This is a genomic window from Streptomyces sp. NPDC002088, assembly GCF_040296605.1.
GTDB lineage: Bacteria > Actinomycetota > Actinomycetes > Streptomycetales > Streptomycetaceae > Streptomyces.
The window spans coordinates 610,793-634,450 of record NZ_JBEOXO010000002.1; the positions used below are offsets into that span (position 1 = coordinate 610,793).

Here is a 23,658-nt window from a genome sequence, read left to right on the forward strand (position 1 = left end):
CAAGACTCCAGTTCACCGCGGCTTTCGCCCCGATTGGGCAGGGCTTTGTCCACCTGCTGACGCAGGCATCGACCGGCCGACGGGCGAGCCGGGCGCCGATTTCACAGCCACGTCCTACGAAGGGTCCGGCCCGGCCTGCCTCTGTCAACGGGTTCGGGCTGCCCGTCGACCGGATCCGGGGTCACTTCCGTCAACAGGGCCGCCGCTTGCTTCCCCCTGCCGGGGACGGAGCCATGTTCACCCGCCAAGGGATCCGGCCGCGTCCTCCGCCCGACGCGCCGCGTCCGGGCACCGCTGCTGCCGACTGCCCAGCCACCCCCCCGGCGCGGCGCGCCACGGCCGATGTCCCGATCGCCCGGCGCGCCCCGCAGCCGCCGCCCTACCCCTTCTCGGGAGCTCTCGGCGGGCTGATCGTCGTGCGTGGCGGCCGTCGCTGCGACGAGGTACGCACGATCAGCTCGGTGGGTATCACCTGCTCGACCGGCCGGTCCGACTCGACTCCCTCGATGGCGTCGATGAGGAGCTGGACCACCGCCGTGCCGATGCGGCGCGGCTTCAGGGAGAGCGTGGTGACGGGCGGGTCGGTGTTGGCGTACACAGCGGACTCGCTGCAGCAGACCAGCAGCAGGTCGTCCGGGATGCGCAGCCCGTAGCGGCGGGCGGCGGCGAGCAGGTCGGTGCCGTTGGGGTCGAACAGACCGTAGACGGCGTCGGGGCGGTCGGGCCGGGCGAGCAGGCGGTCGGCGGCGACGGCGCCCGCGCATGGGTCGTGCGCCGGATAGGCCTCGTACACCGGGTCCTGGCCGACGCGCTCGCACCAGTGCAGATACGCGGTGGTCGACAGGTGGGTGTACGTGTCCGTCGTCGTCCCCGTGAGCAGGCCGATCCGTCGGGCGCCCGCGTCGGCCAGGTGGTCGAGGATGCCGAGGACGGCGGCCTCGTGATCGTTGTCGACCCACGCGGTGACCGGGAGCGAGCCGGCTGGGCGGCCGTCGGAGACGACCGGTAAACCCTGGCGGACCAGCTCGCTGACGACCGGATCCTGGTCGGAGGGGTCGATGACGACCGTGCCGTCCAGGGCGACGTTCGACCACACGTCGTGCCGCGAGGTCGCGGGCAGAATGACGAGGGCGTAGCCGCGGGCGAGCGCGGCGGAGGTGGCGGCTCTGGCCATCTCCGCGAAGTACGCGAACTCTGTGAAGGTAAAAGGTTCGTCCCCGTACGTCGTCACGGTCAGGCCGATGAGGCCCGACTTGCCGGTACGGAGGGTTCGGGCCGCGGCCGACGGGCGGTAGCCCAGTCGGTCGGCGACTTCGCGGACATGGCGTCGGGTGGCGTCGGGGAGCCGGCCCTTGCCGTTGAGGGCATCGGAGACGGTCGTGATGGAGACCCCGGCGGCGGCGGCCACATCCCTGATGCCCGCCCGGCCCGGCCGGCTGCCTCGGCGTGAGGTTTCCGCGCGGCTCACCTGGTGCTTCCCTGCTGCTGTCATGGCGAGCCGATAGTAGGGCTCATGTGGTGGGGTAGGGCGGACGCATATGCATGCGTTGACAGGCACGTTTCTGCATGGTCATTTGCGGCTAACTACCTTAGAAAACAAGACAGTTGAATGATTCAATGCCAATACGTGACTTGTCGGCAGGCGCGGGCCTGCCAAGTGCCCGATGTCTCGAAGAGGTCTCAACTCACCTTCACGGGGGATGCGCGCCACGGCGTGAGCTACCGGCGCATAGATATATGTATGACGCGCCCCCCTCGTTCGTGCGCCTACCTGCGCTTTCCTGCGCCTTCGCGCGCCATCGCGCGGCGATGCTCCTGATGCTGGTGTGGCGAATGAGGTGAACCTGGAGGCGGCCCGGCATGCCGACGAGGTTGGGTACCACCGGTACGCGGCCGCGCTGAATCCTCATAAGGTGAGGAGTATTGAAAGCGGTGGTGGTCACGAGGAGGACTGCGGTGAGCGAGACAAGCCCCAAGCTGCGCGCCGAGCTGGAGGGGATCCCCACCTACAAGCCGGGCAAGCCCGCCGCGGCCGACGGCCCGGTGGCGTACAAGCTGTCCTCCAACGAGAACCCCTACCCGCCACTGCCAGGTGTGATGGAGAGCGTGACGGCCGCGGCCTCCGCCTTCAACCGCTACCCGGACATGGCGTGCACGGCCCTGATGAACGAGCTTGCCGAGCGCTTCGCCGTCCCGGTCTCGCACCTGGCGACCGGTACCGGTTCTGTCGGCGTCGCCCAGCAGCTGATCCAGGCGACCTCCGGGCCGGGCGACGAGGTGATGTACGCCTGGCGCTCCTTCGAGGCGTACCCGATCATCACGCAGGTCAGCGGTGCCACGTCGGTGCAGGTACCGCTGACGCCGGGCGACGTGCACGACCTGGACGCGATGGCGGACGCGATCACCGACCGCACCCGGCTGATCTTCGTCTGCAACCCCAACAACCCGACGGGCACGGTGGTGCGGCGGGCCGAGCTGGAACGTTTCCTGGACCGGGTGCCCAGTGATGTGCTGGTCGTGCTCGACGAGGCGTACCGAGAGTTCATCCGCGACGTCGAGGTGCCGGACGGCGTCGAGCTGTACCGCAACCGGCCGAACGTCTGCGTTCTGCGCACGTTCTCCAAGGCGTACGGCCTCGCCGGCCTGCGCGTCGGCTTCGCCATCGCCCATGAGCCGGTGGCGGCGGCGCTGCGCAAGACGGCGGTGCCGTTCGGCGTGAGCCAGCTCGCGCAGGACGCGGCCATCGCCTCCCTGAACGCCGAGGACGAACTGATCGGCCGGGTCGGCTCTCTGGTCTGCGAGCGCAACCGTGTGGTCGACACGCTGCGCGCCCAGGGCTGGACGGTCCCCGAGACCCAGGCCAACTTCGTGTGGCTGCGTCTGGGCGAGCGCACGGTCGCTTTCGCGGCGGCGTGCGAGCAGGCGGGCGTCGTGGTCCGGCCGTTCCCGGGTGAGGGTGTGCGGGTGACGGTCGGGGAGAACGAGGCGAACGACATCTTCCTGAGGGTGGCGGAAGGGTTCCGGAAGGAGCTGTAGGGCTCCACAAAGACGGTGCGACGACCTACTGGGCGTCCGTTCCACGTGGAACGGACGCCTGTGTCGTAGTACCCCTCTTCGTGGCCTCCGCGCCAAGAGACCCCCCCGCCCCTCCGGCTTCGAACGGCCATGCGTCATAATTGCTTGTGAATGTGAACGCGTTCACAAGCGAGTCCCGGTTGCTCCGCTGATGTGCGTAACAAAATGGGGCAAACTGCCGCTGTACCACGGCGACGTAAGGAGACTGACGACGTGGAATTGGCTCTGGCGCCGGAGACACTGGCGCGCTGGCAGTTCGGCATCACCACCGTCTATCACTTCCTGTTCGTCCCCCTGACGATTTCGCTCGCCGCCCTCACGGCCGGCCTGCAGACCGCCTGGGTGCGCACCGAGAAGGAGAAGTACCTCAGGGCCACGAAGTTCTGGGGCAAGCTCTTCCTGATCAACATCGCGATGGGTGTGGTCACCGGCATCGTGCAGGAGTTCCAGTTCGGCATGAACTGGTCGGACTACTCCCGCTTCGTCGGCGACATCTTCGGTGCCCCGCTCGCCTTCGAGGCCCTCATCGCCTTCTTCTTCGAGTCCACCTTCATCGGCCTGTGGATCTTCGGCTGGGACAAGCTGCCCAAGAAGATCCACCTGGCCTGCATCTGGATGGTCTCCATCGGCACGATCCTGTCGGCGTACTTCATCCTCGCGGCCAACTCGTGGATGCAGCACCCCGTCGGCTACCGGATCAACAAGGCGAAGGGACGAGCCGAACTCACGGACTTCTGGCACGTCCTGACCCAGAACACCGCGCTCACCCAGGCGTTCCACACGCTCAGCGCCTCCTTCCTGACCGGCGGCGCGTTCATGGTCGGCATCGCCGCCTTCCATCTGTTCCGCAAGAAGCACGTCTCCGTGATGAAGACGTCGCTGCGGTTGGGGCTGGTCACCGTCGTCATCGCCGGCCTGCTCACGGCGATCAGCGGTGACACCCTCGGCAAGGTCATGTTCAAGCAGCAGCCGATGAAGATGGCCGCCGCCGAGGCGCTGTGGGACGGACAGGACTCCGCGCCGTTCTCGATCTTCGCGTACGGAGACGTCAGCAAGGGCCACAACAGCGTCGAACTGTCGATCCCGGGGATACTGTCGTTCCTCGCCGACGACGACTTCACCTCGTACGTCCCTGGTATCAACGACACCAACAAGGCCGAGCAGGAGAAGTACGGTGCCGGCGACTACCGGCCCATCATCCCCGTCACCTTCTGGGCATTCCGCTGGATGATCGGCTTCGGTATGGCGTCCTTCGCCATCGGCCTGGTCGGACTCTGGCTGACACGCAAGAAGTTCATGCTGCCCCAGCACCTGCGGGTCGCCGACGACGAGGTGCCGCATCTGGTCCTCTTCAGGAACAAGGCCCTCAGCCCGAAGCTCAGCAAGCTGTACTGGCTCGTGGCGATCTGGACCCTGGGCTTCCCGCTGATCGCCAACTCCTGGGGCTGGATCTTCACCGAGATGGGCCGCCAGCCGTGGGTCGTCTACGGCGTGCTCCAGACCCGGCAGGCGGTATCCCCCGGTGTCTCCCAGGGCGAGGTCCTCACCTCGATGATCGTCTTCACCGCGCTGTACGCCATCCTCGCCGTCGTCGAGGTCAAGCTGCTCGTGAAGTACGTCAAGGCAGGCCCGCCCGAGCTCACCGAGGCCGACCTCAACCCGCCCACGAAGATCGGCGGCGACCGTGACGCCGACAAGCCGATGGCCTTCTCGTACTAGGCCGAGGGAGCTGCACAGTCATGGAACTGCACGACGTCTGGTTCGTCCTGATCGCCGTCCTGTGGACCGGCTACTTCTTCCTGGAGGGCTTCGACTTCGGGGTCGGCATCCTCACCAAGCTGCTCGCCCGCGACCGGCCCGAGAAGCGGGTGCTGATCAACACCATCGGTCCCGTCTGGGACGGCAACGAGGTGTGGCTGCTCACGGCGGGCGGCGCGACCTTCGCCGCGTTCCCCGAGTGGTACGCCACGTTGTTCTCAGGCTTCTACCTGCCCCTGCTGGTCATCCTGGTCTGCCTGATCGTCCGGGGCGTCGCCTTCGAGTACCGGGCCAAGCGGCCGGAGGAGAACTGGCAGCGCAACTGGGAGACGGCGATCTTCTGGACCTCGCTGATCCCGGCGTTCCTGTGGGGCGTGGCCTTCGGCAACATCGTGCGGGGCGTGAAGATCGACCAGAACTTCGAGTACGTCGGCAACGTCTGGGATCTGCTCAACCCGTACGCGCTCCTCGGTGGTCTGGTGACGCTGACGCTGTTCACCTTCCACGGTGCGGTGTTCACCGCGCTCAAGACCGTCGGGGACATCCGGGAACGGGCACGGGCGCTGGCTCTCCGGGTCGGTCTGGTGTCGGCCGTACTGGCGCTGGTCTTCCTGGTGTGGACGCAGGCCGACAGCGGTGACGGCGAGAGTCTGGTGGCTCTGGTCGTGGCAGTGGCAGCGTTGATCGCGGCGCTCGTGGCGAACCAGGTGGGGCGGGAGGGCTGGTCGTTCGCCCTGTCCGGCGTCACCATCGTGGCCGCCGTGGCCATGCTGTTCCTGTCGCTCTTCCCGAACGTCATGCCGTCCTCGCTCAACGCGGACTGGAGCCTCACGGTCACCAATGCCTCGTCGAGCCCGTACACCCTGAAGATCATGACCTGGTGCGCAGGGATCGCCACGCCGATCGTCCTGCTCTACCAGGGATGGACCTACTGGGTGTTCCGCAAGCGGATCGGCACGCAGCACATCGCCGAAGCCGCGCACTGAGTCCGACCGGGGGTGTGTTTCACGTGAAACACACCCCTCTGGACCGAAGGGCATGTTTCACGTGAAACCGATCGATCCGCGTCTGTTGCGGTACGCCCGAGCCACTCGTTTCTTCCTGGTGGCGGTCGTCGGCCTGGGGGCCGTTGGGTCCGGGTTGGTCATCGCGCAGGCGATGCTCATCGCCGAGGTGGTGGTCGGCGCGTTCCAGCACGGGATGTCGGTCGGCGAGCTCCGGACTCCCCTGCTGCTATTGGTGGCCGTCGCCGGCGGCCGTGCCCTGATCTCCTGGCTCACCGAACTCGCGGCCCACCGTGCGAGCGCGGCCGTGAAGTCGGAGCTGCGCGGGCGGCTGCTGGAGCGGGCGGCGGCACTCGGTCCCGGATGGCTGAGCGGACAGCGGACCGGATCGCTGGTCGCCCTCGCCACGCGGGGAGTCGACGCCCTCGACGACTACTTCTCCCGCTATCTGCCGCAGCTGGGGCTCGCGGTGGTCGTGCCGGTGGCGGTGCTCGCGCGGATCGTCACCGAGGACTGGGTCTCCGCGGCCATCATCGTCGGCACGTTGCCACTCATCCCTCTGTTCATGATGTTGATCGGCTGGGCCACCCAGTCCCGGATGGACCATCAGTGGCGGCTGTTGTCGCGGCTCTCGGGGCACTTTCTCGACGTGGTCGCGGGGCTGCCGACTCTGAAGGTGTTCGGGCGCGCCAAGGCGCAGGCCGAGTCGATCCGGCGTATCACCGGCGAGTACCGGCAGGCAACCATGCGCACGCTGCGGATCGCCTTCCTCTCCTCCTTCGCGCTTGAGCTGCTCTCGACGCTCTCGGTGGCCCTGGTCGCCGTGACGATCGGCATGCGGCTCGTCCATGGCGAGATGGACCTGTACATCGGTCTGGTCATCCTCGTGCTGGCGCCCGAGGCGTATCTGCCGCTGCGTCAGGTGGGGGCGCAGTACCACGCGGCGGCGGAGGGGCTCGCGGCGGCCGAGGAGATCTTCGCCGTGCTGGTGACGCCTGTCCCGGCGACGGGAACGGCCGCCGTGCCGACGGGAGGCATGGCTTTCGAGGGGGTGACGGTCCGGTATCCGGGGCGGTCCACGGACGCCGTGACCGACACGTCCTTCACCGTCGAACCCGGCGAGACGGTCGCACTCGTGGGGCCGAGCGGGGCGGGCAAGTCGACGCTGCTGCACGTCCTGCTGGGCTTCGTGACACCGGCCCAGGGACGGGTCCGGGTCGGGGGGACCGACCTGACCGGCCTCGACCTGGAACAGTGGCGGTCCCGGATCGCATGGGTGCCGCAGCGCCCCCACCTCTACGCCGGGACGATCGCCGAGAACGTACGGCTGGCGCGGCCCGACGCGGACGACGGTGCGGTGCGCCGGGCGCTGGGGGACGCGGGGGCGCTGGAGTTCGTCGACGCCCTCCCGGCCGGGACCGGCACCGTGCTCGGGGAGGACGGTGCGGGACTGTCCGCCGGGCAGCGGCAGCGGCTCGCACTGGCTCGGGCGTTCCTCGCGGACCGGCCCGTGCTGCTGCTCGACGAGCCGACGGCCGCGCTCGACGGGGAGACCGAAGCCGAGATCGTCGAGGCGGTGCGGCGGCTGGCGGTGGGACGAACCGTGCTGCTCGTGGTGCACCGGCCGGCTCTGCTGGGCGTGGCGGACCGGGTGGTGCGGCTGGAGGAGGCGGGGCCTGCCGTCCGTGGGGAGGCGGGGGCCAGGAGCGCCGAGGCGCGGCCGGCAGAGGCGGAGCCCGTAGGAACGTCCCTCGCCGCCGAGGCGGAAGCGCCGCCCACGACGAGCGCACACGGTGCTTTGGCTCGGGTCCGGGCCATGGCCGGCGCCCGGCGGGGGAGGCTCGCGCTGGCACTGCTGCTCGGCAGCCTCGCTCTCGGAAGCGCCGTCGGGCTGATGGCCACCTCCGGGTGGCTCATCTCGAGGGCCTCGCAGCAGCCTCCCGTGCTCTACCTGATGGTGGCCGTGACGGCCACGCGGGCCTTCGGGATCGGGCGGGCCGTCTTCCGGTATGCCGAGCGGCTGGTGTCGCACGACGCCGTGCTGCGGATGCTGGCGGACACCCGGGTCGCCGTGTATCGGCGGCTGGAGCGACTGGCGCCCGCCGGGTTGCGCCGGGCCCGCCGGGGCGACCTGCTGGTGCGGCTCGTCGCCGACGTGGACGCCCTGCAGGACTACTGGCTGCGCTGGCTGCTGCCCGCCGGAGCCGCCGTGCTCGTGTCCGCCGGGTCCGTCGCCTTCACGGCTTGGCTGCTGCCCGAGGCGGGCGCCGTACTCGCGGCCGGACTGCTCGCGGCCGGGGTCGGTGTGCCGTTGGTGACCAGCGCCGTGGCCCGGCGCGCAGAACGCCGGCTCGCCCCCGCCCGAGGCGTCCTCGCCATCCGGGTGGCCGACCTGCTCACCGGCACGGCGGAGCTCACCGTCGCCGGCGCTCTGCCCGCGCGTACCGCCGAGACCAGGCAGGCCGACACCGCGCTCACCCGGATCGCCTCGCGCGCCGCCACCGCCACCGCGCTCGGCGACGGGCTCACCGCGCTGCTGTCCGGCCTGACCGTGGCCGCCGCCGCCCTCATGGGCGCCCGGGCGGTCGCCGACGGGAGGCTGAGCGGGGTGGCGATGGCCGTCGTCGTCCTCACCCCGCTGGCCGCCTTCGAGGCTGTCCTCGGACTGCCGCTCGCCGCGCAGTTCCGGCAGCGGGTGCGCAGGAGCGCGGAGCGCGTGTACGAGGTGCTCGACGCCCCCGAGCCCGTCCGCGAACCGGAACAGCCCCGGCAGGCGCCCGCGTCGCCGTTCCCGGTAGTCGTCAAGGGGCTGACCGCCCGGCACGCCGGCCAGGACCGGGATGCGCTCGGCGGAGTCGACCTCACACTGGCGGAAGGGCGCCGGATCGCCGTGGTCGGGCCGTCCGGGTCCGGCAAGACGACGCTCGCGCAGGTGCTGCTGCGCTTCCTGGACGCGGACGCGGGCTCGTACACGCTGGGCGGCGTGGATGCGTACGCGCTGGACGGCGACGACGTACGGCGGCACGTCGGACTGTGCGCGCAGGACGCGCACCTTTTCGACAGCTCGGTACGCGAGAACCTGCTCCTCGCCAGGAAGGACGCGACCGAGGACGACCTGCGTGACGCGCTCGCCCGGGCCCGGCTGCTGGACTGGGCGGACAGCCTGCCCGACGGGCTCGACACGCTGATCGGCGAGCACGGGGCCCGGCTGTCCGGCGGACAGCGGCAGCGCCTCGCGCTGGCCCGCGCGCTGCTCGCCGGCTTCCCCGTGCTCGTGCTCGACGAGCCCGCCGAGCACCTCGACCTGGCGACGGCCGACGCGCTCACCGCCGATCTGCTGGCCGCCACCGAGGGCCGTACGACACTGCTCATCACCCACCGGCTGGCCGGTCTCGAGGCCGTGGACGAGATCCTCGTACTGGACGAGGGGCGTGTGGTGCAGCGAGGGTCCTACGCGGAACTGGCCGCCGTGGCAGGCCCGCTGCGCAGGATGGTGCGGCGGGAGGCGGAGTCGGAGTTGCTGGTGGGGGCGCGGTGAGGGGCTGCCGCTTCGTGCCCTCGGGCGGCCGGCGGAACGAAGTCGACTTTCCGTGGCAAATGGGGCTGATTAGGCTCGGGGTGTGCCCACCACAGCGCACCCCGAACCCCCGTCGGACCTGTCGGCCGAGCTGGCCGCGCGGGTGCCACGGTTGCTGGAGGCGATGCGGTCCGTCGGCAGTGGCCTGGAGCTGCACTCCACGCTGGACCGGATCTGTGAGACGGCGGCCGACCTGACGGACGCGCGGTACGCGGCCATCGGCGTCGTTGCCGAGGACAGGGAAGGGCTGTCCGACTTCGTCCACCACGGGGTCGACGAGGCGACCGCCCGGCGGATCGGGCGCTTGCCCGACGGGCACAAGGGGCTGCTGGGCGCGCTCATCCGTGACCCGGAACCGGTCCGGCTCGCCGACCTGACCACGGACCCGCGCTCCTGCGGCTTCCCCAGGCACCATCCGCCGATGCGCAGCTTCCTCGGCGTCCCCATCCGCGTCCACGGCGACATCTTCGGCAATCTCTACCTGACCGAGAAGCGTGGCGGGGAGGCGTTCAATGACCACGACCTCGACATGGTCCGGGTGCTGGCCACGGAGGCGGGCATCGCCGTGGGCAACGCCCGCCTGTACGAGGCCGCCACGCAGCGCGAGCGCTGGATCGACGGATCGGTCGCCGTCACCACCGCCCTGCTGTCCGGCGGCGACGCCGAAGACGCCCTCCAGATCGTCGCCGAACACGCCCGCCGACTCTCCCGATCGGCCGCCGGAGTCGTGCTCCTGCCCGCCGATGAGGGGGGCCTGGAGATCGTCGCCGTGGCCTCCGGCCGGCCGTCGGTCCTGCTGGGCGCCGTCATCCCGCCGGAGAGCGGAATCGTCGCCGAACTCCTCGACGGACAGGCGGTCTTCGTCGACGACGCGGCCGACGACCCGCGCATGGCCATCGGGTTCACACACGCCTACGGGCCGACCATGATGCTGCCCCTGCAGAGCGACGGGCGCGTTCTGGGCGCCCTGGTCACGCCACGCGCGCGCGGAGAGCAGCCGTTCAGGCAGACCGAGCGCGCCCTCGCGGTGCAGTTCGCCTCGCAAGCGGCGCTCGCCCTGATGATGGCCGAGACACAGCGCGACCGGGAGCGCCTCGCGGTGTACGAGGACCGTGACCGCATCGCCCGCGACCTGCACGACCTCGTCATCCAGCGGCTGTTCACGACGGGGATGATGCTGGAGAGCGCCCAGCGCAGGTCCGTCGTGCCCGAGGTGCAGGAGGGCGTCGGCAAGGCCGTCGACGAACTCGACATCACCATCCAGGAGATCCGTACCGCGATCTTCGCGCTCGAGCAGGGTCCCGCACAGGCGCCGTCGGGGCTGCGTATGCGCGTGCTGCGCGAGATCAACATGGCCGCCGTACCGCTCGGCTTCAGGCCCTCGCACCACTTCGTCGGTGAGGTCGACGACCTGGTCGGCGACCTCACCGGCACGAATCTCATCGCCGCTCTGCGCGAGGCCCTCTCCAACGCCTTCCGGCACGCCGAGGCCTCCCGGATCGATGTCGTGGTCGACGCGACCGTCACCCTGCCGGACGGGCGGCCCGGCATCCGCCTGACCGTCGCGGACGACGGCATCGGCATCCCCGAGGGCGGTCGGCGCAGCGGCCTGCGCAACCTCGAGCGGCGCGCCGAGTCCCTGGGCGGCGACAGCCGGTACGGGCCGGGTATCGGTGACGACGGCAGCGGTACGACGGTGGTGTGGCAGGCGCCGTACTGAACCACAGTCCGCACGGGTCCCGTACCGCGACCGAGCCCGTGGCGGTGGATCGGCCAGTCGGGCACCACCGGCAACTCCACCGGCCCGCCACCTGCACTTCCGGGTGCGCCTCGCACCGGAGAGGGGCTCGGCGCTGTGGCTTGAGGAAGGCGGGCGCCGGGCGGACAGCCGTGGGCGGCTACACCCGCTCCGCCAGCATCCGTTCGATCACGACCGCCACGCCGTCCTCGTTGTTGGCGACCGTCCGCCCGGAGGCAGCGGCGACCACGTCCGGGTGGGCGTTGCCCATGGCGTACGACTGGCCCGCCCAGGTCAGCATCTCGACGTCGTTCGGCATGTCCCCGAAGGCGACGACCTCCTCGTGGGAGATGCCCCGTTCGGCACAGCACAGGGCGAGGGTGCTGGCCTTGGACACGCCGGGGCCGCTGATCTCCAGCAGGGCGCTCGGGCTGGAGCGGGTGACGTTGGCGCGCTCGCCGATCGCGAGGCGGCCGACGGTGAGGAAGGCGTCGGGATCGAGGTCGGGGTGGTACGCGAGGATCTTCAGCACCGGCTCGGCTGCACCGGGACCGTCCGGCGCCAGCAGGTCCTCGGCGGGCGCCCGATTGTCGGGGATCTCCATGTGCAGCTTCGGGTAGTCCGGCTCCTGGTAGAAGCCGTACGTCTGCTCGATGGCGTACACCGTGCCGGGCGCCGCGTCGCGCAACAGTCCTACGGCGTCCAGCGCGTTCGCGCGCGCCAGCTCCCGCACCTTCACGAACCGGTGTGTGCCGGCGCCGCCGTGCAGGTCGACCACGGCGGCACCGTTGCCGCAGATCGCCAGGCCGTGGCCGTGGACGTGTTCGCTGACGACGTCCATCCAGCGGGCCGGGCGGCCGGTGACGAAGAAGACCTCGATGCCCGCCTCCTCGGCGGCGGCGAGGGCGGCGACCGTGCGCGGCGACACCGACTTGTCGTCGCGCAGCAGGGTGCCGTCGAGATCGGTGGCGATCAGCCGTGGCGGAACGGCCGCGGCCGGGGTCTCGGGCTCTCTGGTCGCTGAGGTCACCCGGCCATTCTCGCGCATATGCTCGCACGGGCGTGCGGGAGCCTGCACAGATGAGACACAGATGACATGGCGTCGAGGTCAGCTCAGTTGCGCCGGTGCCTCCATGGCGATCTGCTCGAAGACCTTCTCGTCCGCGGCGAAGTCCGAGTCGGGGATGGGCCAGTGGATCACCAGCTCGGTGAAGCCCAGCTCCTGGTGCCGGCCCGCGAAGTCCACGAACGCGTCGAGCGACTCCAGTGGACGGCCGCGGTCCGGGGTGAAACCGGTGAGCAGGATCTTGTCGAGCTGGTTCACGTCCCGGCCGAGTACGGCGCAGGTGTCGGTGAGCTTCTCGACCTGGCCGCGCAGGGCCCGAACCGACTCGTCAGGAGTGCCGTTCTCGTACAGCTTGGGGTCGCCGGTGGTCACCCACGCCTGCCCGTACCGTGCCGCGAGCTTCAGCCCGCGCGGACCGGTGGCGGCTATGGCGAAGGGCAGTCGCGGGCGCTGCACGCATCCGGGGATGTTGCGCGCCTCGTGCGCCGAGTAGAAGTCGCCCTTGTACGACACCGAGTCCTCCGTCAGGAGCCGGTCGAGCAGTGGGACGAACTCGGCCAGCCGGTCGGCCCGCTCGCGCGGTGTCCACGGATCCTGGCCGAGCGCGGTGGCGTCGAAGCCGGTGCCACCCGCGCCGACACCGAGGGTGACGCGGCCTCCGGAGATGTCGTCGAGGGAGATCAGCTCTTTGGCGAGGGTCACCGGGTGCCGGAAGTTCGGCGAGGTCACCAGGGTGCCCAGACGTAGCTCATCGGTCACGGCCGCGGCTGCCGTCAGCGTCGGGATCGCCCCGAACCAGGGGCCGTCCCGGAAGCTGCGCCAGGACAGATGGTCGTAGGTGTACGCGCTGTGGAAGCCGAGCTGCTCGGCACGCATCCATGTCGAACGGCCGCCCTCGTGCCAGCGACGGTGCGGGAGGATCACGGTGCTCAGACGCAGACTCATGCTTCGAGCGTATGCGCCCGAATGTGTTTCACGTGAAACAGTCACCGTACGCGTTCACTCAACCACGGGCTGAGGCTGATCGTCGGCACGTACTCCTTGACCGTACGGACGTCTGGCAGCGGCACGATCAGGAAGTACGTCATCGCGCGGGATGTCGGGGCACTCAACGCCCTCGACCGTGATCAGGGCGTCGTCCTCGGGACAGAGGCGCACGCTCACGCGGGGCAGGCCGCAGAACTCGACGTGGGCCGCGTGGGTCAGGGAGCCGTCCGGGTCGGTGGTGACGCCGACGCCCGCGGCACTGCGGCGCGAGGTCTGGCCGGCGCCGATGTCGTGCGTCACCTCGATCTCGCGCGCGTACGCGGCGGCGATCGCGCGGAGGGCGGTGACGGCGGCTTCGGTGGTGAGGAGGTGGGCCACAGCGCTGATCATGCCGGTGTGGGCGGCGGATGTCAGGGCGGGCGGGGGTTCCAGTGGTCCGGCGTGTTCAGTGCGTCTGCGGAAACCGCAGGTACTGCGGCGGTACGGCCTTGGTCAGCCACACTCCGTTCGCGCTGACGTGGAAGACATGGCCGTCACGGTGCATGGCGGCGGCGTCCACGGAGAGCACGACGGGCCGGCCCCGGCGGGCGCCGACGCGGGTCGCCGTCTCGCGGTCGGCGGAGAGGTGTACGTCGTGCCGGTTCATGGGCCTGAGGCCCTCGGCGCGGATCGCGTCCAGGAAGCGGGCCACGGTCCCGTGGTAGAGGTACGGCGGCGGGGTCGCCGACGGCAGTCCGAGGTCGACCTCGACGCTGTGGCCCTGGCTGGCGCGGATCCGGGTGCCCTCGATCGCGAAGCGTTTCTTGTCGTTGGCGGCGACCACGTGGTCCAGTTCGGCCCGGGTGAAGCGGAACCCGTGCGCGGTGGCCGCCGCGATCAGTGTCTCGATCTCGACCCAGCCGCCCTCGTCGAGGGTCAGGCCGATGCGCTCGGGCTGGTGGCGCAGATGTTTCGAGAGGTACTTCGACACCTTCACGGTGCGTCTTTCGTCCATCTCGACAGCATGCCGCGCGAGACCTGGATCACGCATATTGTTTTGCCGTGGATGTTTGATCCACAGCCAACTGTAGTTATCCACAGGTGAATTGAAGAATCTGTGGACAACCGGCCGTCGATTCAGGTGGTTTTGTCAAGATCGACTTGTGTGGCGTGACGTGCCCCTACATCGGAGGCTCCACCCGCGCCAACGCCCGCAACGCCCCCGGCATCAACCGCGCCAGCAGATGCGCACCGCGCGCTTCTGGAGTCACCGGAACCACCGCCTCGTTGCGGACCACCGCGCGCAGGATCGCGTCGGCGACCTTCTCCGGTGGGTAGTTGCGCAGGCCGTAAAGGCGCGCGGTCCGCTTCTGGCGGCGCTGCTGTTCCTCCGCGTCCGCGCCCGCGAAGGTCGCCGTCGACGTGATGTTGGTGTTGACGATGCCGGGGCATATCGCCGTCACGCCGATGCCCTGCCCGGCCAGTTCCGCGCGCAGGCACTCGCTCAGCATCAGGACCGCCGCCTTGGAGGTGCTGTAGGCGGGCAGGGCCTTGGAGGGCTGGTACGCCGCCGCAGAAGCGGTGTTGACGATGTGGCCGCCCTGGCCGCGCTCGGCCATCTGCCGGCCGAAGAGGCGGCAGCCGTGGATGACGCCCCACAGATTGACGTCCAGGACCTTGCGCCAGTCGTCCGGTGTCGTGTCGAAGAAGGAGCCCGACAGGCCGATACCCGCGTTGTTGACCAACACATCGACCACGCCGTACTCGGCGGAGACCTTCTCGGCGAGCTTCTCCATGGCCTGCTCGTCGGAGACGTCGACCGTCTCCGCCCAGGCTCGCGGGGCGCCGATCAGGTGGGACAGTTCGGCGGTGCGGGCCGCGGCCTCCCCGTCCCGGTCGACGGCCACCACATGGGCGCCGGCCTCGGCGAACGCGAACGCCGTGGCCCGCCCGATGCCGCTGCCCGCGCCGGTGACCAGCACGAGCTGCCCACCGAAACGCTCGGCGTACCGGCCGGTGGCCTTCGCCCGCGGTCGACCGCCCTCGATACCCGTCGCGAACTCGGCGATCCAGGCCGCCAGTTGATCGGGCCGGGTGCGGGGGACCCAGTGCTTGGCAGGGAGCGTGCGGCGGGTCAACCGCGGAGCCCACTGCTCCAGCTCGTCATAGAGCCGCTCCGACAGGAACGCGTCGCCGAGAGGCGTGATGAGCTGCACGGGCGCGTGCGCGTAGGCGTCCTCGCGCGGCCTGCGCAGCCGTGCCCGTACGTTGTCCCGGTACAGCCACGCTCCGTGCGCGGCGTCCGAGGGCAGTGACGAGGTCGGGTAGTCGCCGCCCGGGACCTTTTCCAGGCGCTGGAGGATCTTCGGCCAGCGCTTGCCGAGCGGGCCGCGCCAGGCCAGTTCGGGCAGCACGGGCGTGTGCAGCAGATACACGTACCAGGACTTGGCGCCCTGGCCGAGGAGCTGGCCCACCCTGCGGGGCGTCGGCCGCTTCACGCGCGCGTTGATCCAGTGCCCGAAGTGGTCGAGCGACGGCCCCGACATCGACGTGAAGGACGCGATCCGGCCCTCGGTGCGCCCGACCGTGACGAACTCCCAGGACTGCACCGACCCCCAGTCGTGCCCCACCAGGTGCACCGGCCCGTCCGGGCTGACCGCGTCCACGACCGCCAGGAAGTCGTCCGTCAGCTTCTCCAGGGTGAAGCCCCCACGCAGGGGCTGCGGCGCCGTGGAGCGGCCGTGGCCCCGGACGTCGTACAGGACCACGTGGAAGCGGTCGGCGAGGCGGACGGCCACCTCCGACCAGACCTCCTTGCTGTCCGGATAGCCGTGCACCAGGACCACCGTCGGCTGCTCCGGGTCGCCCAGCTCGGCCACGCACAGCTCGACCCCGCCGGTCCGCACCCAGCGCTCCCGCGCGTCCTTCAGCGTCGTCACCCTCGTCACCTGTCCTCCGCCCAGCGCCGCACGTGCGGCAGATCGTCGTCCAGCCAGAACGCGCTCTCCCCGGGGTCCCGGGAGTCGGTGACCACCAGGATCTCCTCGAACTTCGCGCCCGTCCCCCGGAAGCCGAGGTGAGGTTCGACCGCCCACAGGCCCGGCTGCGGCGGGTGGTCGGAGAAACGGTACGGCGACCACAGGGGCGACCAGCCCTCGCGATGGCCGTGGACCGCGTCCCCCAGCAACCCCTTGAGGGACTGGGTCCCGAATCCGAAGACGTGCGGTGACCAGCGGCGCTGCTTCACCCGGTCGACCTTGTGCGCGATCACACCGAAGGGGTACGCGCGGTGCCGGTTGGCGTAGCCCTGACGCACCATGAGGCGGTCCACGTCCTCGTAGATCTCGCGCAGCGACCGCCGTTCGCGCACCTCGTGCAGGATCAGCGCGCGGTGGGCCTCCAGATCGGCCATCAGCCTGTCCTGCACCGGGTTGACCCCGAGCGAGCCCGAGTAGCCGATGTCCGCCGTGTAACCCTCGTACACCGGGGCCATGTCGAGGATGAAGGGCATCCCGGGCTCCAGCCGGCGGTCGGTCGGGAAGAACTGCAGCGGCACACGGAAGTTCACGAACGCAGTGCGGTCGCCGAACCAGGCGAACGGCAGGTGGAACCAGTCCCGTACCCCGCGCTCGCGCAGCCACTCCCGCTGCATGCGCGCCGCCTCGCGCTCGGTCACGCCCGGTTGCAACCGGCTCGCCACCGCCTCCGCGCACTCGTAGGCCAGGCGCTGCACCCGCCTGAATCCCCGCAGTTCCTCGGAGAGTTCGCGTGTCTCTGCCGTCGTCATGCCAACGCCCCACCCGTCCCAGCCGCCGACTGCGGTACGTGTTCGTAACTTGACACTGGTGAATGTGGCAGTTGTTAGAGGTGGCGTCAATAGGCGTGGGCGAGCCTGTGGACAGCGGAGACGATGTGGAAAACCGGCCAGACGTTGTTCGACCTCAGGGTGACCCTGAGACCCCCGTACGACTCCAGACTGACACCAAGACGGCTCTGCGGGGTGATGTCCGGCGTGGCGCGCGTCACTACCGTCGAAGGCGTGACTGTGATCGCGACCGAAAGCCTGAGCAAGCGGTTCCCCCGGGTGACCGCGCTTGACCGGCTCTCCGTGGATGTCGGGCCCGGTGTGACCGGACTCGTCGGAGCCAACGGGGCCGGCAAGTCCACACTGATCAAGATCCTGTTGGGTCTGTCCCCCGCCACCGAGGGCCGAGCCGAAGTGCTCGGACTCGATGTCGCCACCAAGGGCGCCGCCATCCGGGAGCGCGTCGGCTACATGCCGGAGCACGACTGCCTGCCGCCCGATGTCTCGGCCACCGAGTTCGTCGTGCACATGGCCCGCATGTCCGGCCTGCCACCCACCGCCGCGCGCGAGCGCACCGCGGACACACTGCGCCACGTCGGCCTGTACGAGGAGCGCTACCGCCCCATCGGCGGCTATTCGACCGGCATGAAGCAGCGCGTGAAGCTCGCCCAGGCCCTGGTCCACGACCCGCAGCTGGTCTTCCTCGACGAGCCGACCAACGGCCTCGACCCCGTCGGCCGCGACGACATGCTGGGCCTCATCCGCCGCATCCACACGGACTTCGGCATCTCGGTCCTGGTCACCTCGCACCTCCTCGGCGAACTGGAACGCACCTGCGACCACGTCGTCGTCATCGACGGCGGCAAACTGCTGCGCTCCAGCTCCACCACCGACTTCACCCAGACCACGACCACGCTCGCCGTCGAGGTCACCGACACCGACGCGCACCCCGACGGCACCCGCGCGGTGCGCGACGCGCTCCACGCGCGCGGGGTGGACGTCCTCGACGGCAGCGGCGGACTGCCGGGCGCGGGCCACGTCCTGCTGCTCACCGCCCAGGGCGAGGAGACGTACGACCTGGTCCGCGACGTCGTCGCCGACCTCGGCCTCGGCCTGGTGCGCATGGAACAGCGCCGGCACCACATCTCCGAGGTCTTCACGAACGACACGGACAGCGCCGCACAGCGGAAGGAGGTGGTCGGCCATGGCGGTTGAGCACCCCGTAGCAAGCACCCCGACGGGTGACCGGACCCCCGTCCACGACACCCGCATCCACGACATCGGCTACCGCACCTACGACGGCCCGCGCCTGGGCCGCGCCTACGCCCGCCGCTCCCTGTACTCGCAGTCCCTGCGCGGCGCGTACGGCCTCGGCCGCTCGGTCAAGTCCAAGGTGCTGCCGATGCTGCTGTTCGTGGTGATGTGCGTGCCCGCGGCCATCATGGTCGCTGTCGCGGTCGCCACCAAGGCGAAGGACCTGCCACTGGACTACACGCGCTACGCGATCGTCATGCAGGCCGTCATCAGCCTGTACGTCGCCTCCCAGGCGCCCCAGTCCGTCTCCCGTGACCTGCGCTTCAAGACCGTCCCGCTGTACTTCTCGCGGCCCATCGAGACCGCCGACTACGTCCGCGCGAAGTACGCGGCACTGGCCTCGGCGCTGTTCGTCCTCACCGCCGCCCCGCTGCTCGTGCTGTACGTGGGCGCGCTGCTGGCCAAGCTCGACTTCACCGACCAGACCGAGGGATTCGCGCAGGGACTAGTCGCCGTGGCACTGCTCTCGCTGCTCTTCGCCGGCCTCGGCCTGGTCATCGCCGCCGTGACCCCGCGCCGCGGCTTCGGCATCGCCGCCGTCATCGCCGTACTGACCATCTCCTACGGAGCGGTCTCCACCCTCCAGGCCATCGCCGAGAACCAGGGAAGCACCGACGTCATCCCCTGGGTCGGCCTGTTCTCGCCCATCACGCTCATCGACGGAGTGCAGTCGGCCTTCCTGGGCGCGAGCTCGTCGTACCCCGGCGAGATCGGCCCGTCGCACGGGGAGGGCGTGGTGTACGTCCTCGCCGTCCTGGGCCTCATCGCCGCCTGCTACGGCCTCCTCATGCGCCGCTACCGAAAGGCCGGACTGTGACCACGCTCAGCATCGACCACGTCTCCCGCTGGTTCGGCAACGTGGTCGCCGTCAACGACATCACGATGACGATCGGCCCCGGCGTCACCGGCCTGCTCGGCCCCAACGGCGCCGGAAAGTCCACCCTCATCAACATGATGGGCGGCTTCCTCGCCCCCTCCACCGGCTCCGTCACTCTCGACGGACAGCCGGTGTGGCGCAACGAGCAGATCTACAAGCACATCGGCATCGTCCCCGAGCGCGAGGCGATGTACGACTTCCTCACCGGGCGCGAGTTCGTCGTCGCCAACGCCGAGTTGCACGGACTGGGCGCGAAGGCCGCCCAGAAGGCGCTGGCCACCGTCGAGATGGAGTACGCGCAGGACCGGAAGATCGCTACCTACTCCAAGGGCATGCGCCAGCGCGTGAAGATGGCCTCCGCGCTGGTCCACGAGCCCTCCCTGCTCCTGCTCGACGAGCCCTTCAACGGCATGGACCCGCGCCAGCGCATGCAGCTCATGGAGCTGCTGCGACGCATGGGCGACGAGGGCCGCACGGTGCTGTTCTCCTCACACATTCTCGAGGAAGTCGAGCAACTCGCCTGGCACATCGAGGTGATCGTCGCCGGCCGGCATGCGGCGAGTGGCGACTTCCGCAGGATCCGCCGCCTGATGACCGACCGCCCGCACCGCTACCTGGTGCGCTCCAGCGACGACCGCGCCCTCGCGGCCGCGCTGATCGCCGACCCGTCGACGTCCGGCATCGAAGTCGACCTCGCCGAAGGCGCGTTGCGTATCCAGGCCGTCGACTTCGGCCGGTTCACCGCCCTGCTGCCCAGGGTGGCCAGGGACCACGGCATCCGCCTGCTCACGGTCTCGCCGTCCGACGAGTCCCTCGAGTCCGTCTTCTCGTATCTCGTCGCGGCGTAGGAGGCCGAAGATGTACGACCCCACAGTCGCCCGGCTCACCTACCGGGCCCTGCTCGGCCGCCGACGTGCCCTCGTCCTGGGCGCGCTGCCGCTGCTGCTGATCGTGATCTCCGTGGCCGTCCGGGCCCTCACCGGAGCCGACGATCAGACGGCGTCGGACGTGCTCGGCGGGCTGGCGCTCGCCACGATGGTGCCGATCATCGGCGTCATCGCCGGCACCGGCGCGATCGGGCCGGAGATCGACGACGGCTCGGTGGTGTACCTGCTGTCCAAGCCGCTCAAGCGGCCGACCATCATCTTCACCAAGCTGATCGTGGCGATCGCGGTGACGATGGTGTTCTCGGCGCTGCCGACCCTGATCGCCGGGCTGATCCTCAACGGCAACGGGCAGCAGATCGCCGTCGCGTACACGGTGGCCGCGCTGGTCGCTTCCATCGCGTACGCGGCGCTCTTCCTCCTGCTGGGCACGGTGTCCCGGCACGCGGTGGTCTTCGGGCTGGTCTACGCCCTCGTCTGGGAGGCGCTGTTCGGCTCCCTGGTGCCGGGTGCGCGCACGCTCAGTGTCCAGCAGTGGTCGCTGGCCGTCGCCCACAAGGTCGCCGGCGGGCAACTCGTCACCTCTGACGTCGGGCTGACGACGGCGACGGTTCTGCTCGTCGGCGTCACGGTGCTGGCCACCTGGTACGCGGGCCAGAAGCTGCGCTCGCTGACGCTGGCCGGGGAGGAGTAGCGGTGCCCGGTCTTGACAGGGGCTTCATCTCTGTCCGGGCACACTGGGCAAAGCGGATGCACGGCTAGGAGGCCGGGGATGGCAGAGGAGACGCCGCGGAGCGACGGCCGTGGGCAGGGCGGGCCGGGCGAGGACGTGTGGGACGACCTCGTCCTGGACGAGGAGTTCATACGGGCCGCCGGGACGGCCGAGCCGTCCGCACGGGCCCGTATGCTCGCCGCCCGCTGGCGTGCGCAGGGGCCCGAGCCACAGCCCTGGCGCTCCGACGAGCCGCCCGCCGGATGGTTCTTCAGCAAGGCCCGCCGGCGCAGGTGGCGGCGCCGGTAGCAGCCCTGCGGCCACCCGATATTCAGTGGCGCCCAACTCGGCGGCCAGGCACAGTGGTTGTGTTCACGCCGCCGGGTACGAGCCGGCGCCACGTTCTGGGAGAGGAGCCGGGCGATGTCCATGCACGACAGTACGTCCAGCTCCCGACAGGGCAGCCCGCGGCGGACTCCGGAGTAGCTACGCTCCGTCGAGCCCGCCTCGTATGGGGAGCTGTCCGGGGCGGCCGCTTCGAGCACGCGATTCGCTCTCGCGTGGGCCGCCCACCCGGAGGATTGGCCGAGTGGTAAGGCACCGGCTTGCGCTGTGTTCCTTGCGCTGTGTTCAAGGAAAGCAAGTCGTGGTCGGGGTCACCCCCGCGCACGTTCGATCCGTGCATCCTCCGCCGGACGCGGTTGCTACCGAGTGAGCAACCGCTCCAGTACCACGGCGATCCCGTCGTCCTCGTTGGAGGACGTCACCTCGTCGGCGACCGCCTTCAGTTCCTCGTGGGCGTTGGCCATCGCCACGCCCCGTGAGGCCCAGGCGAACATCGGGATGTCGTTGGGCATGTCGCCGAAGGCGATCGTGTCCGCGGCCTTCAGGCCCAGGCGGCGCGCGGCCAGCGACAGGCCGGTCGCCTTCGACAGACCCAGCGGGAGCAGTTCCACGATGCCCGCGCCCGCCATCGCGACCGTGACGAAACCGCCTGCGGCCTGGCGGGACGCCTCGGCGAGCTCGTCGTCCGTGAGCGTCGGATGCTGTATGTAGATCTTGTTCAGAGGAGCGGTCCAGAGGTCGGACGCGTCCGTGAACGGAGTGGCGGGAAGCGCGCCCGTGACCGCGTAGCCGGGGCCCACCAGCACCTCGCCGTCCAGGCCGTCGCGGCTCGCTGCCAGGAACAGGGGACCCACCTCGGCCTCGATCTTGGCCAGAGCCACCCCCGCCAGCTGCCGGTCCAGGGTCACCGACGTCAGCAGACGGTGCTCGCCGGCGTCGTACACCTGCGCGCCCTGAGCGCAGACCGCAAGGCCCCGGTAGCCGAGGTCGTCGAGGATGTGCCGCGTCCAGGGGGCGGCGCGTCCCGTCACGACGATGTGCGCGGCGCCCGCCGCGGTGGCCGCGGCGAGCGCGTCACGGGTGCGCCGCGAGACCGACTCGTCGGAACGCAGGAGCGTTCCGTCGAGGTCGGTGGCAACGAGCCGGTAGGGGAAGCCCGTGCTCACTTGGCGACCGGCTCGAGGACCTCACGGCCTCCCAGGTAGGGGCGCAGCACCTCGGGCACGCGCACCGAGCCGTCGGCCAGCTGGTGGTTCTCCAGGATCGCCACGATCGTGCGCGGTACCGCGCAGAGCGTGCCGTTGAGCGTCGCCAGCGGCTGGACCTTCTTGCCGTCGCGCATCCGCACGGACAGCCGGCGGGCCTGGAAGCCGTCGCAGTTGGACGCCGAGGTCAGCTCGCGGTACTTGCCCTGGGTCGGAATCCACGCCTCGCAGTCGAACTTGCGGGAGGCGGAGGCGCCGAGGTCGCCGGACGCCACGTCGATGACCTGGAAGGGCAGCTCGAGGCCGGTCAGCCACTGCTTCTCCCACTCCAGGAGCCGTTTGTGCTCGTTCTCCGCGTCCTCGGGAGCGACGTACGAGAACATCTCGACCTTGTCGAACTGGTGCACCCGGAAGATGCCACGGGTGTCCTTGCCGTACGTACCGGCCTCGCGGCGGAAGCACGGCGAGAAGCCCGCGTACCGCATCGGGAGCTTGTCGGCGTCGAGGATTTCGTCCATGTGGTACGCCGCGAGGGGGACCTCGGAGGTGCCGACCAGGTAGTAGTCGTCCTTCTCCAGGTGGTACACGTTCTCCGCGGCCTGACCGAGGAAGCCGGTGCCCTCCATGGCGCGCGGGCGGACCAGTGCCGGGGTCAGCATCGGCGTGAAGCCGGCCTCGGTGGCCTGGGCGATCGCTGCGTTGACGAGAGCGAGCTCCAGGAGCGCGCCGACACCCGTCAGGTAGTAGAAGCGCGAGCCGGACACCTTTGCGCCGCGCTCGACGTCGATGGCGCCGAGCGCCTCGCCGAGCTCCAGGTGGTCCTTGGGCTCGAAGCCCTCGGCGCCGAAGTCGCGGATGGTGCCGTGCGTCTCCAGGACGACGAAGTCCTCCTCGCCGCCGACCGGGACGTCGGGGTGGATGAGGTTGCCGAGCTGGAGGAGGAGCTGCTTGGTCTCCTCGTCCGCCTCATGCTGCTCGGCGTCGGCCGCCTTGACGTCGGCGGCGAGCTGGCCCGCCTTCTTCAGCAGCTCGGCCTTCTCGTCACCCGAGGCCTTGGGGATGAGCTTGCCGAGCGCCTTCTGCTCGGAACGGAGCTCGTCGAAGCGGACGCCGGACGACCTGCGCCGCTCGTCGGCAGACAGGAGAGCGTCGACGAGCGCGACGTCCTCTCCACGGGCGCGCTGGGAGGCGCGCACACGGTCGGGGTCCTCACGGAGCAGGCGAAGGTCAATCACGCGGTCAAGGCTACCGGTGCAGGGGGACGGCCCACGACTCACTATTCCGAATGACGACGAACGTTCCGTTACAGGTCAATCGCCCTGTGTGTTCCAG

The 23,658-nt window shown here is 70.1% G+C and carries 18 protein-coding genes, 1 tRNA gene and 2 pseudogenes; 12 read left to right on the plus strand and 9 right to left on the minus strand.

Annotation, left to right across the window (positions count from 1 at the left end; all coding sequences use genetic code 11):
- Nucleotides 1–379 precede the first annotated feature (379 nt).
- On the minus strand, nucleotides 380–1,492 hold the full coding sequence (locus ABT114_RS06530; RefSeq protein ID WP_351139242.1) for a LacI family DNA-binding transcriptional regulator: 1,113 nt from the start codon (nucleotides 1,490–1,492) through the stop codon (nucleotides 380–382).
- A 464-nt stretch (nucleotides 1,493–1,956) separates the two neighbouring features.
- Between ABT114_RS06530 and hisC the strand changes: the two genes are divergently transcribed.
- From hisC to ABT114_RS50545, 6 genes and pseudogenes are all read left to right on the plus strand, one after another.
- Entirely contained in the window at nucleotides 1,957–3,036 is a 1,080-nt protein-coding gene (gene hisC, locus ABT114_RS06535) for a histidinol-phosphate transaminase (RefSeq protein WP_351139244.1), read from the plus strand.
- A gap of 252 nt (nucleotides 3,037–3,288) precedes the next feature.
- Nucleotides 3,289–4,794 carry a cytochrome ubiquinol oxidase subunit I gene (locus ABT114_RS06540; protein ID WP_351139246.1) on the plus strand — a complete coding sequence of 502 codons (1,506 nt, stop codon included), beginning with the start codon at nucleotides 3,289–3,291 and terminating at the stop codon, nucleotides 4,792–4,794.
- A gap of 20 nt (nucleotides 4,795–4,814) precedes the next feature.
- The gene (gene cydB / locus ABT114_RS06545; protein WP_351139248.1) at nucleotides 4,815–5,819 is read left to right on the plus strand and encodes a cytochrome d ubiquinol oxidase subunit II; all 1,005 of its coding nucleotides are present in this window, start codon (nucleotides 4,815–4,817) and stop codon (nucleotides 5,817–5,819) included.
- A gap of 52 nt (nucleotides 5,820–5,871) precedes the next feature.
- Nucleotides 5,872–9,375, plus strand: a complete 3,504-nt coding sequence (gene cydD, locus ABT114_RS06550; protein ID WP_351139250.1) for a thiol reductant ABC exporter subunit CydD — start codon at nucleotides 5,872–5,874, stop codon at nucleotides 9,373–9,375.
- Between the two features lie 82 nt (nucleotides 9,376–9,457).
- Entirely contained in the window at nucleotides 9,458–11,134 is a 1,677-nt protein-coding gene (locus ABT114_RS06555) for a GAF domain-containing sensor histidine kinase (RefSeq protein ID WP_502987726.1), read from the plus strand.
- 27 nt (nucleotides 11,135–11,161) lie between these two features.
- Nucleotides 11,162–11,288, plus strand: a pseudogene (locus tag ABT114_RS50545) (M23 family peptidase); the annotation flags it as partial.
- Between the two features lie 24 nt (nucleotides 11,289–11,312).
- Here ABT114_RS50545 and ABT114_RS06560 read toward each other — a convergent pair.
- The 6 genes and pseudogenes from ABT114_RS06560 to ABT114_RS06585 all read right to left on the minus strand — a co-directional run bounded on the left by ABT114_RS06560 (nucleotide 11,313) and on the right by ABT114_RS06585 (nucleotide 16,971).
- Nucleotides 11,313–12,200, minus strand: coding sequence for an HAD hydrolase family protein (locus tag ABT114_RS06560; protein WP_351139252.1), 888 nt, complete (start codon nucleotides 12,198–12,200; stop codon nucleotides 11,313–11,315).
- Between the two features lie 60 nt (nucleotides 12,201–12,260).
- Nucleotides 12,261–13,163 carry an LLM class flavin-dependent oxidoreductase gene (locus ABT114_RS06565; RefSeq protein ID WP_351139254.1) on the minus strand — a complete coding sequence of 301 codons (903 nt, stop codon included), beginning with the start codon at nucleotides 13,161–13,163 and terminating at the stop codon, nucleotides 12,261–12,263.
- Between the two features lie 41 nt (nucleotides 13,164–13,204).
- Nucleotides 13,205–13,595: pseudogene (locus ABT114_RS06570) on the minus strand (hypothetical protein).
- 55 nt (nucleotides 13,596–13,650) lie between these two features.
- Entirely contained in the window at nucleotides 13,651–14,199 is a 549-nt protein-coding gene (locus ABT114_RS06575) for an RNA 2'-phosphotransferase (protein ID WP_351139256.1), read from the minus strand.
- 166 nt (nucleotides 14,200–14,365) lie between these two features.
- Entirely contained in the window at nucleotides 14,366–16,123 is a 1,758-nt protein-coding gene (locus tag ABT114_RS06580; RefSeq protein WP_351139258.1) for an SDR family oxidoreductase, read from the minus strand.
- 5 nt (nucleotides 16,124–16,128) lie between these two features.
- Nucleotides 16,129–16,971, minus strand: a complete 843-nt coding sequence (locus ABT114_RS06585; RefSeq protein WP_351139261.1) for a M24 family metallopeptidase — start codon at nucleotides 16,969–16,971, stop codon at nucleotides 16,129–16,131.
- A gap of 258 nt (nucleotides 16,972–17,229) precedes the next feature.
- Between ABT114_RS06585 and ABT114_RS06590 the strand changes: the two genes are divergently transcribed.
- The 6 genes from ABT114_RS06590 to ABT114_RS06615 all read left to right on the plus strand — a co-directional run bounded on the left by ABT114_RS06590 (nucleotide 17,230) and on the right by ABT114_RS06615 (nucleotide 21,467).
- Nucleotides 17,230–18,204, plus strand: coding sequence for an ABC transporter ATP-binding protein (locus ABT114_RS06590; protein ID WP_351139535.1), 975 nt, complete (start codon nucleotides 17,230–17,232; stop codon nucleotides 18,202–18,204).
- Complete coding sequence (locus ABT114_RS06595) at nucleotides 18,194–19,120, plus strand: ABC transporter permease subunit (RefSeq protein ID WP_351139263.1); 927 nt, start codon at nucleotides 18,194–18,196, stop codon at nucleotides 19,118–19,120. The genes ABT114_RS06590 and ABT114_RS06595 overlap by 11 nt, the downstream gene beginning before the upstream one ends.
- On the plus strand, nucleotides 19,117–20,028 hold the full coding sequence (locus ABT114_RS06600; RefSeq protein WP_351139265.1) for an ABC transporter ATP-binding protein: 912 nt from the start codon (nucleotides 19,117–19,119) through the stop codon (nucleotides 20,026–20,028). Before ABT114_RS06595 ends, ABT114_RS06600 begins: the two co-directional genes overlap by 4 nt.
- Nucleotides 20,029–20,038: 10 nt before the next feature.
- Nucleotides 20,039–20,758, plus strand: a complete 720-nt coding sequence (locus ABT114_RS06605) for an ABC transporter permease subunit (RefSeq protein WP_351139267.1) — start codon at nucleotides 20,039–20,041, stop codon at nucleotides 20,756–20,758.
- Nucleotides 20,759–20,836: 78 nt separating this feature from the next.
- Nucleotides 20,837–21,085: an SGM_3592 family protein gene (locus ABT114_RS06610; protein WP_351139269.1), complete on the plus strand. Its 249-nt coding sequence runs from the start codon at nucleotides 20,837–20,839 to the stop codon at nucleotides 21,083–21,085.
- 266 nt (nucleotides 21,086–21,351) lie between these two features.
- A tRNA-OTHER gene (locus ABT114_RS06615) sits at nucleotides 21,352–21,467 on the plus strand.
- Nucleotides 21,468–21,480: 13 nt separating this feature from the next.
- Here the strand turns inward: ABT114_RS06615 and ABT114_RS06620 are convergent.
- Nucleotides 21,481–22,287: an HAD family hydrolase gene (locus ABT114_RS06620; protein ID WP_351139271.1), complete on the minus strand. Its 807-nt coding sequence runs from the start codon at nucleotides 22,285–22,287 to the stop codon at nucleotides 21,481–21,483.
- Complete coding sequence (serS, locus tag ABT114_RS06625; RefSeq protein ID WP_351139273.1) at nucleotides 22,284–23,561, minus strand: serine--tRNA ligase; 1,278 nt, start codon at nucleotides 23,559–23,561, stop codon at nucleotides 22,284–22,286. The genes ABT114_RS06620 and serS overlap by 4 nt, the downstream gene beginning before the upstream one ends.
- Between the last annotated feature and the right edge of the window lie 97 nt (nucleotides 23,562–23,658).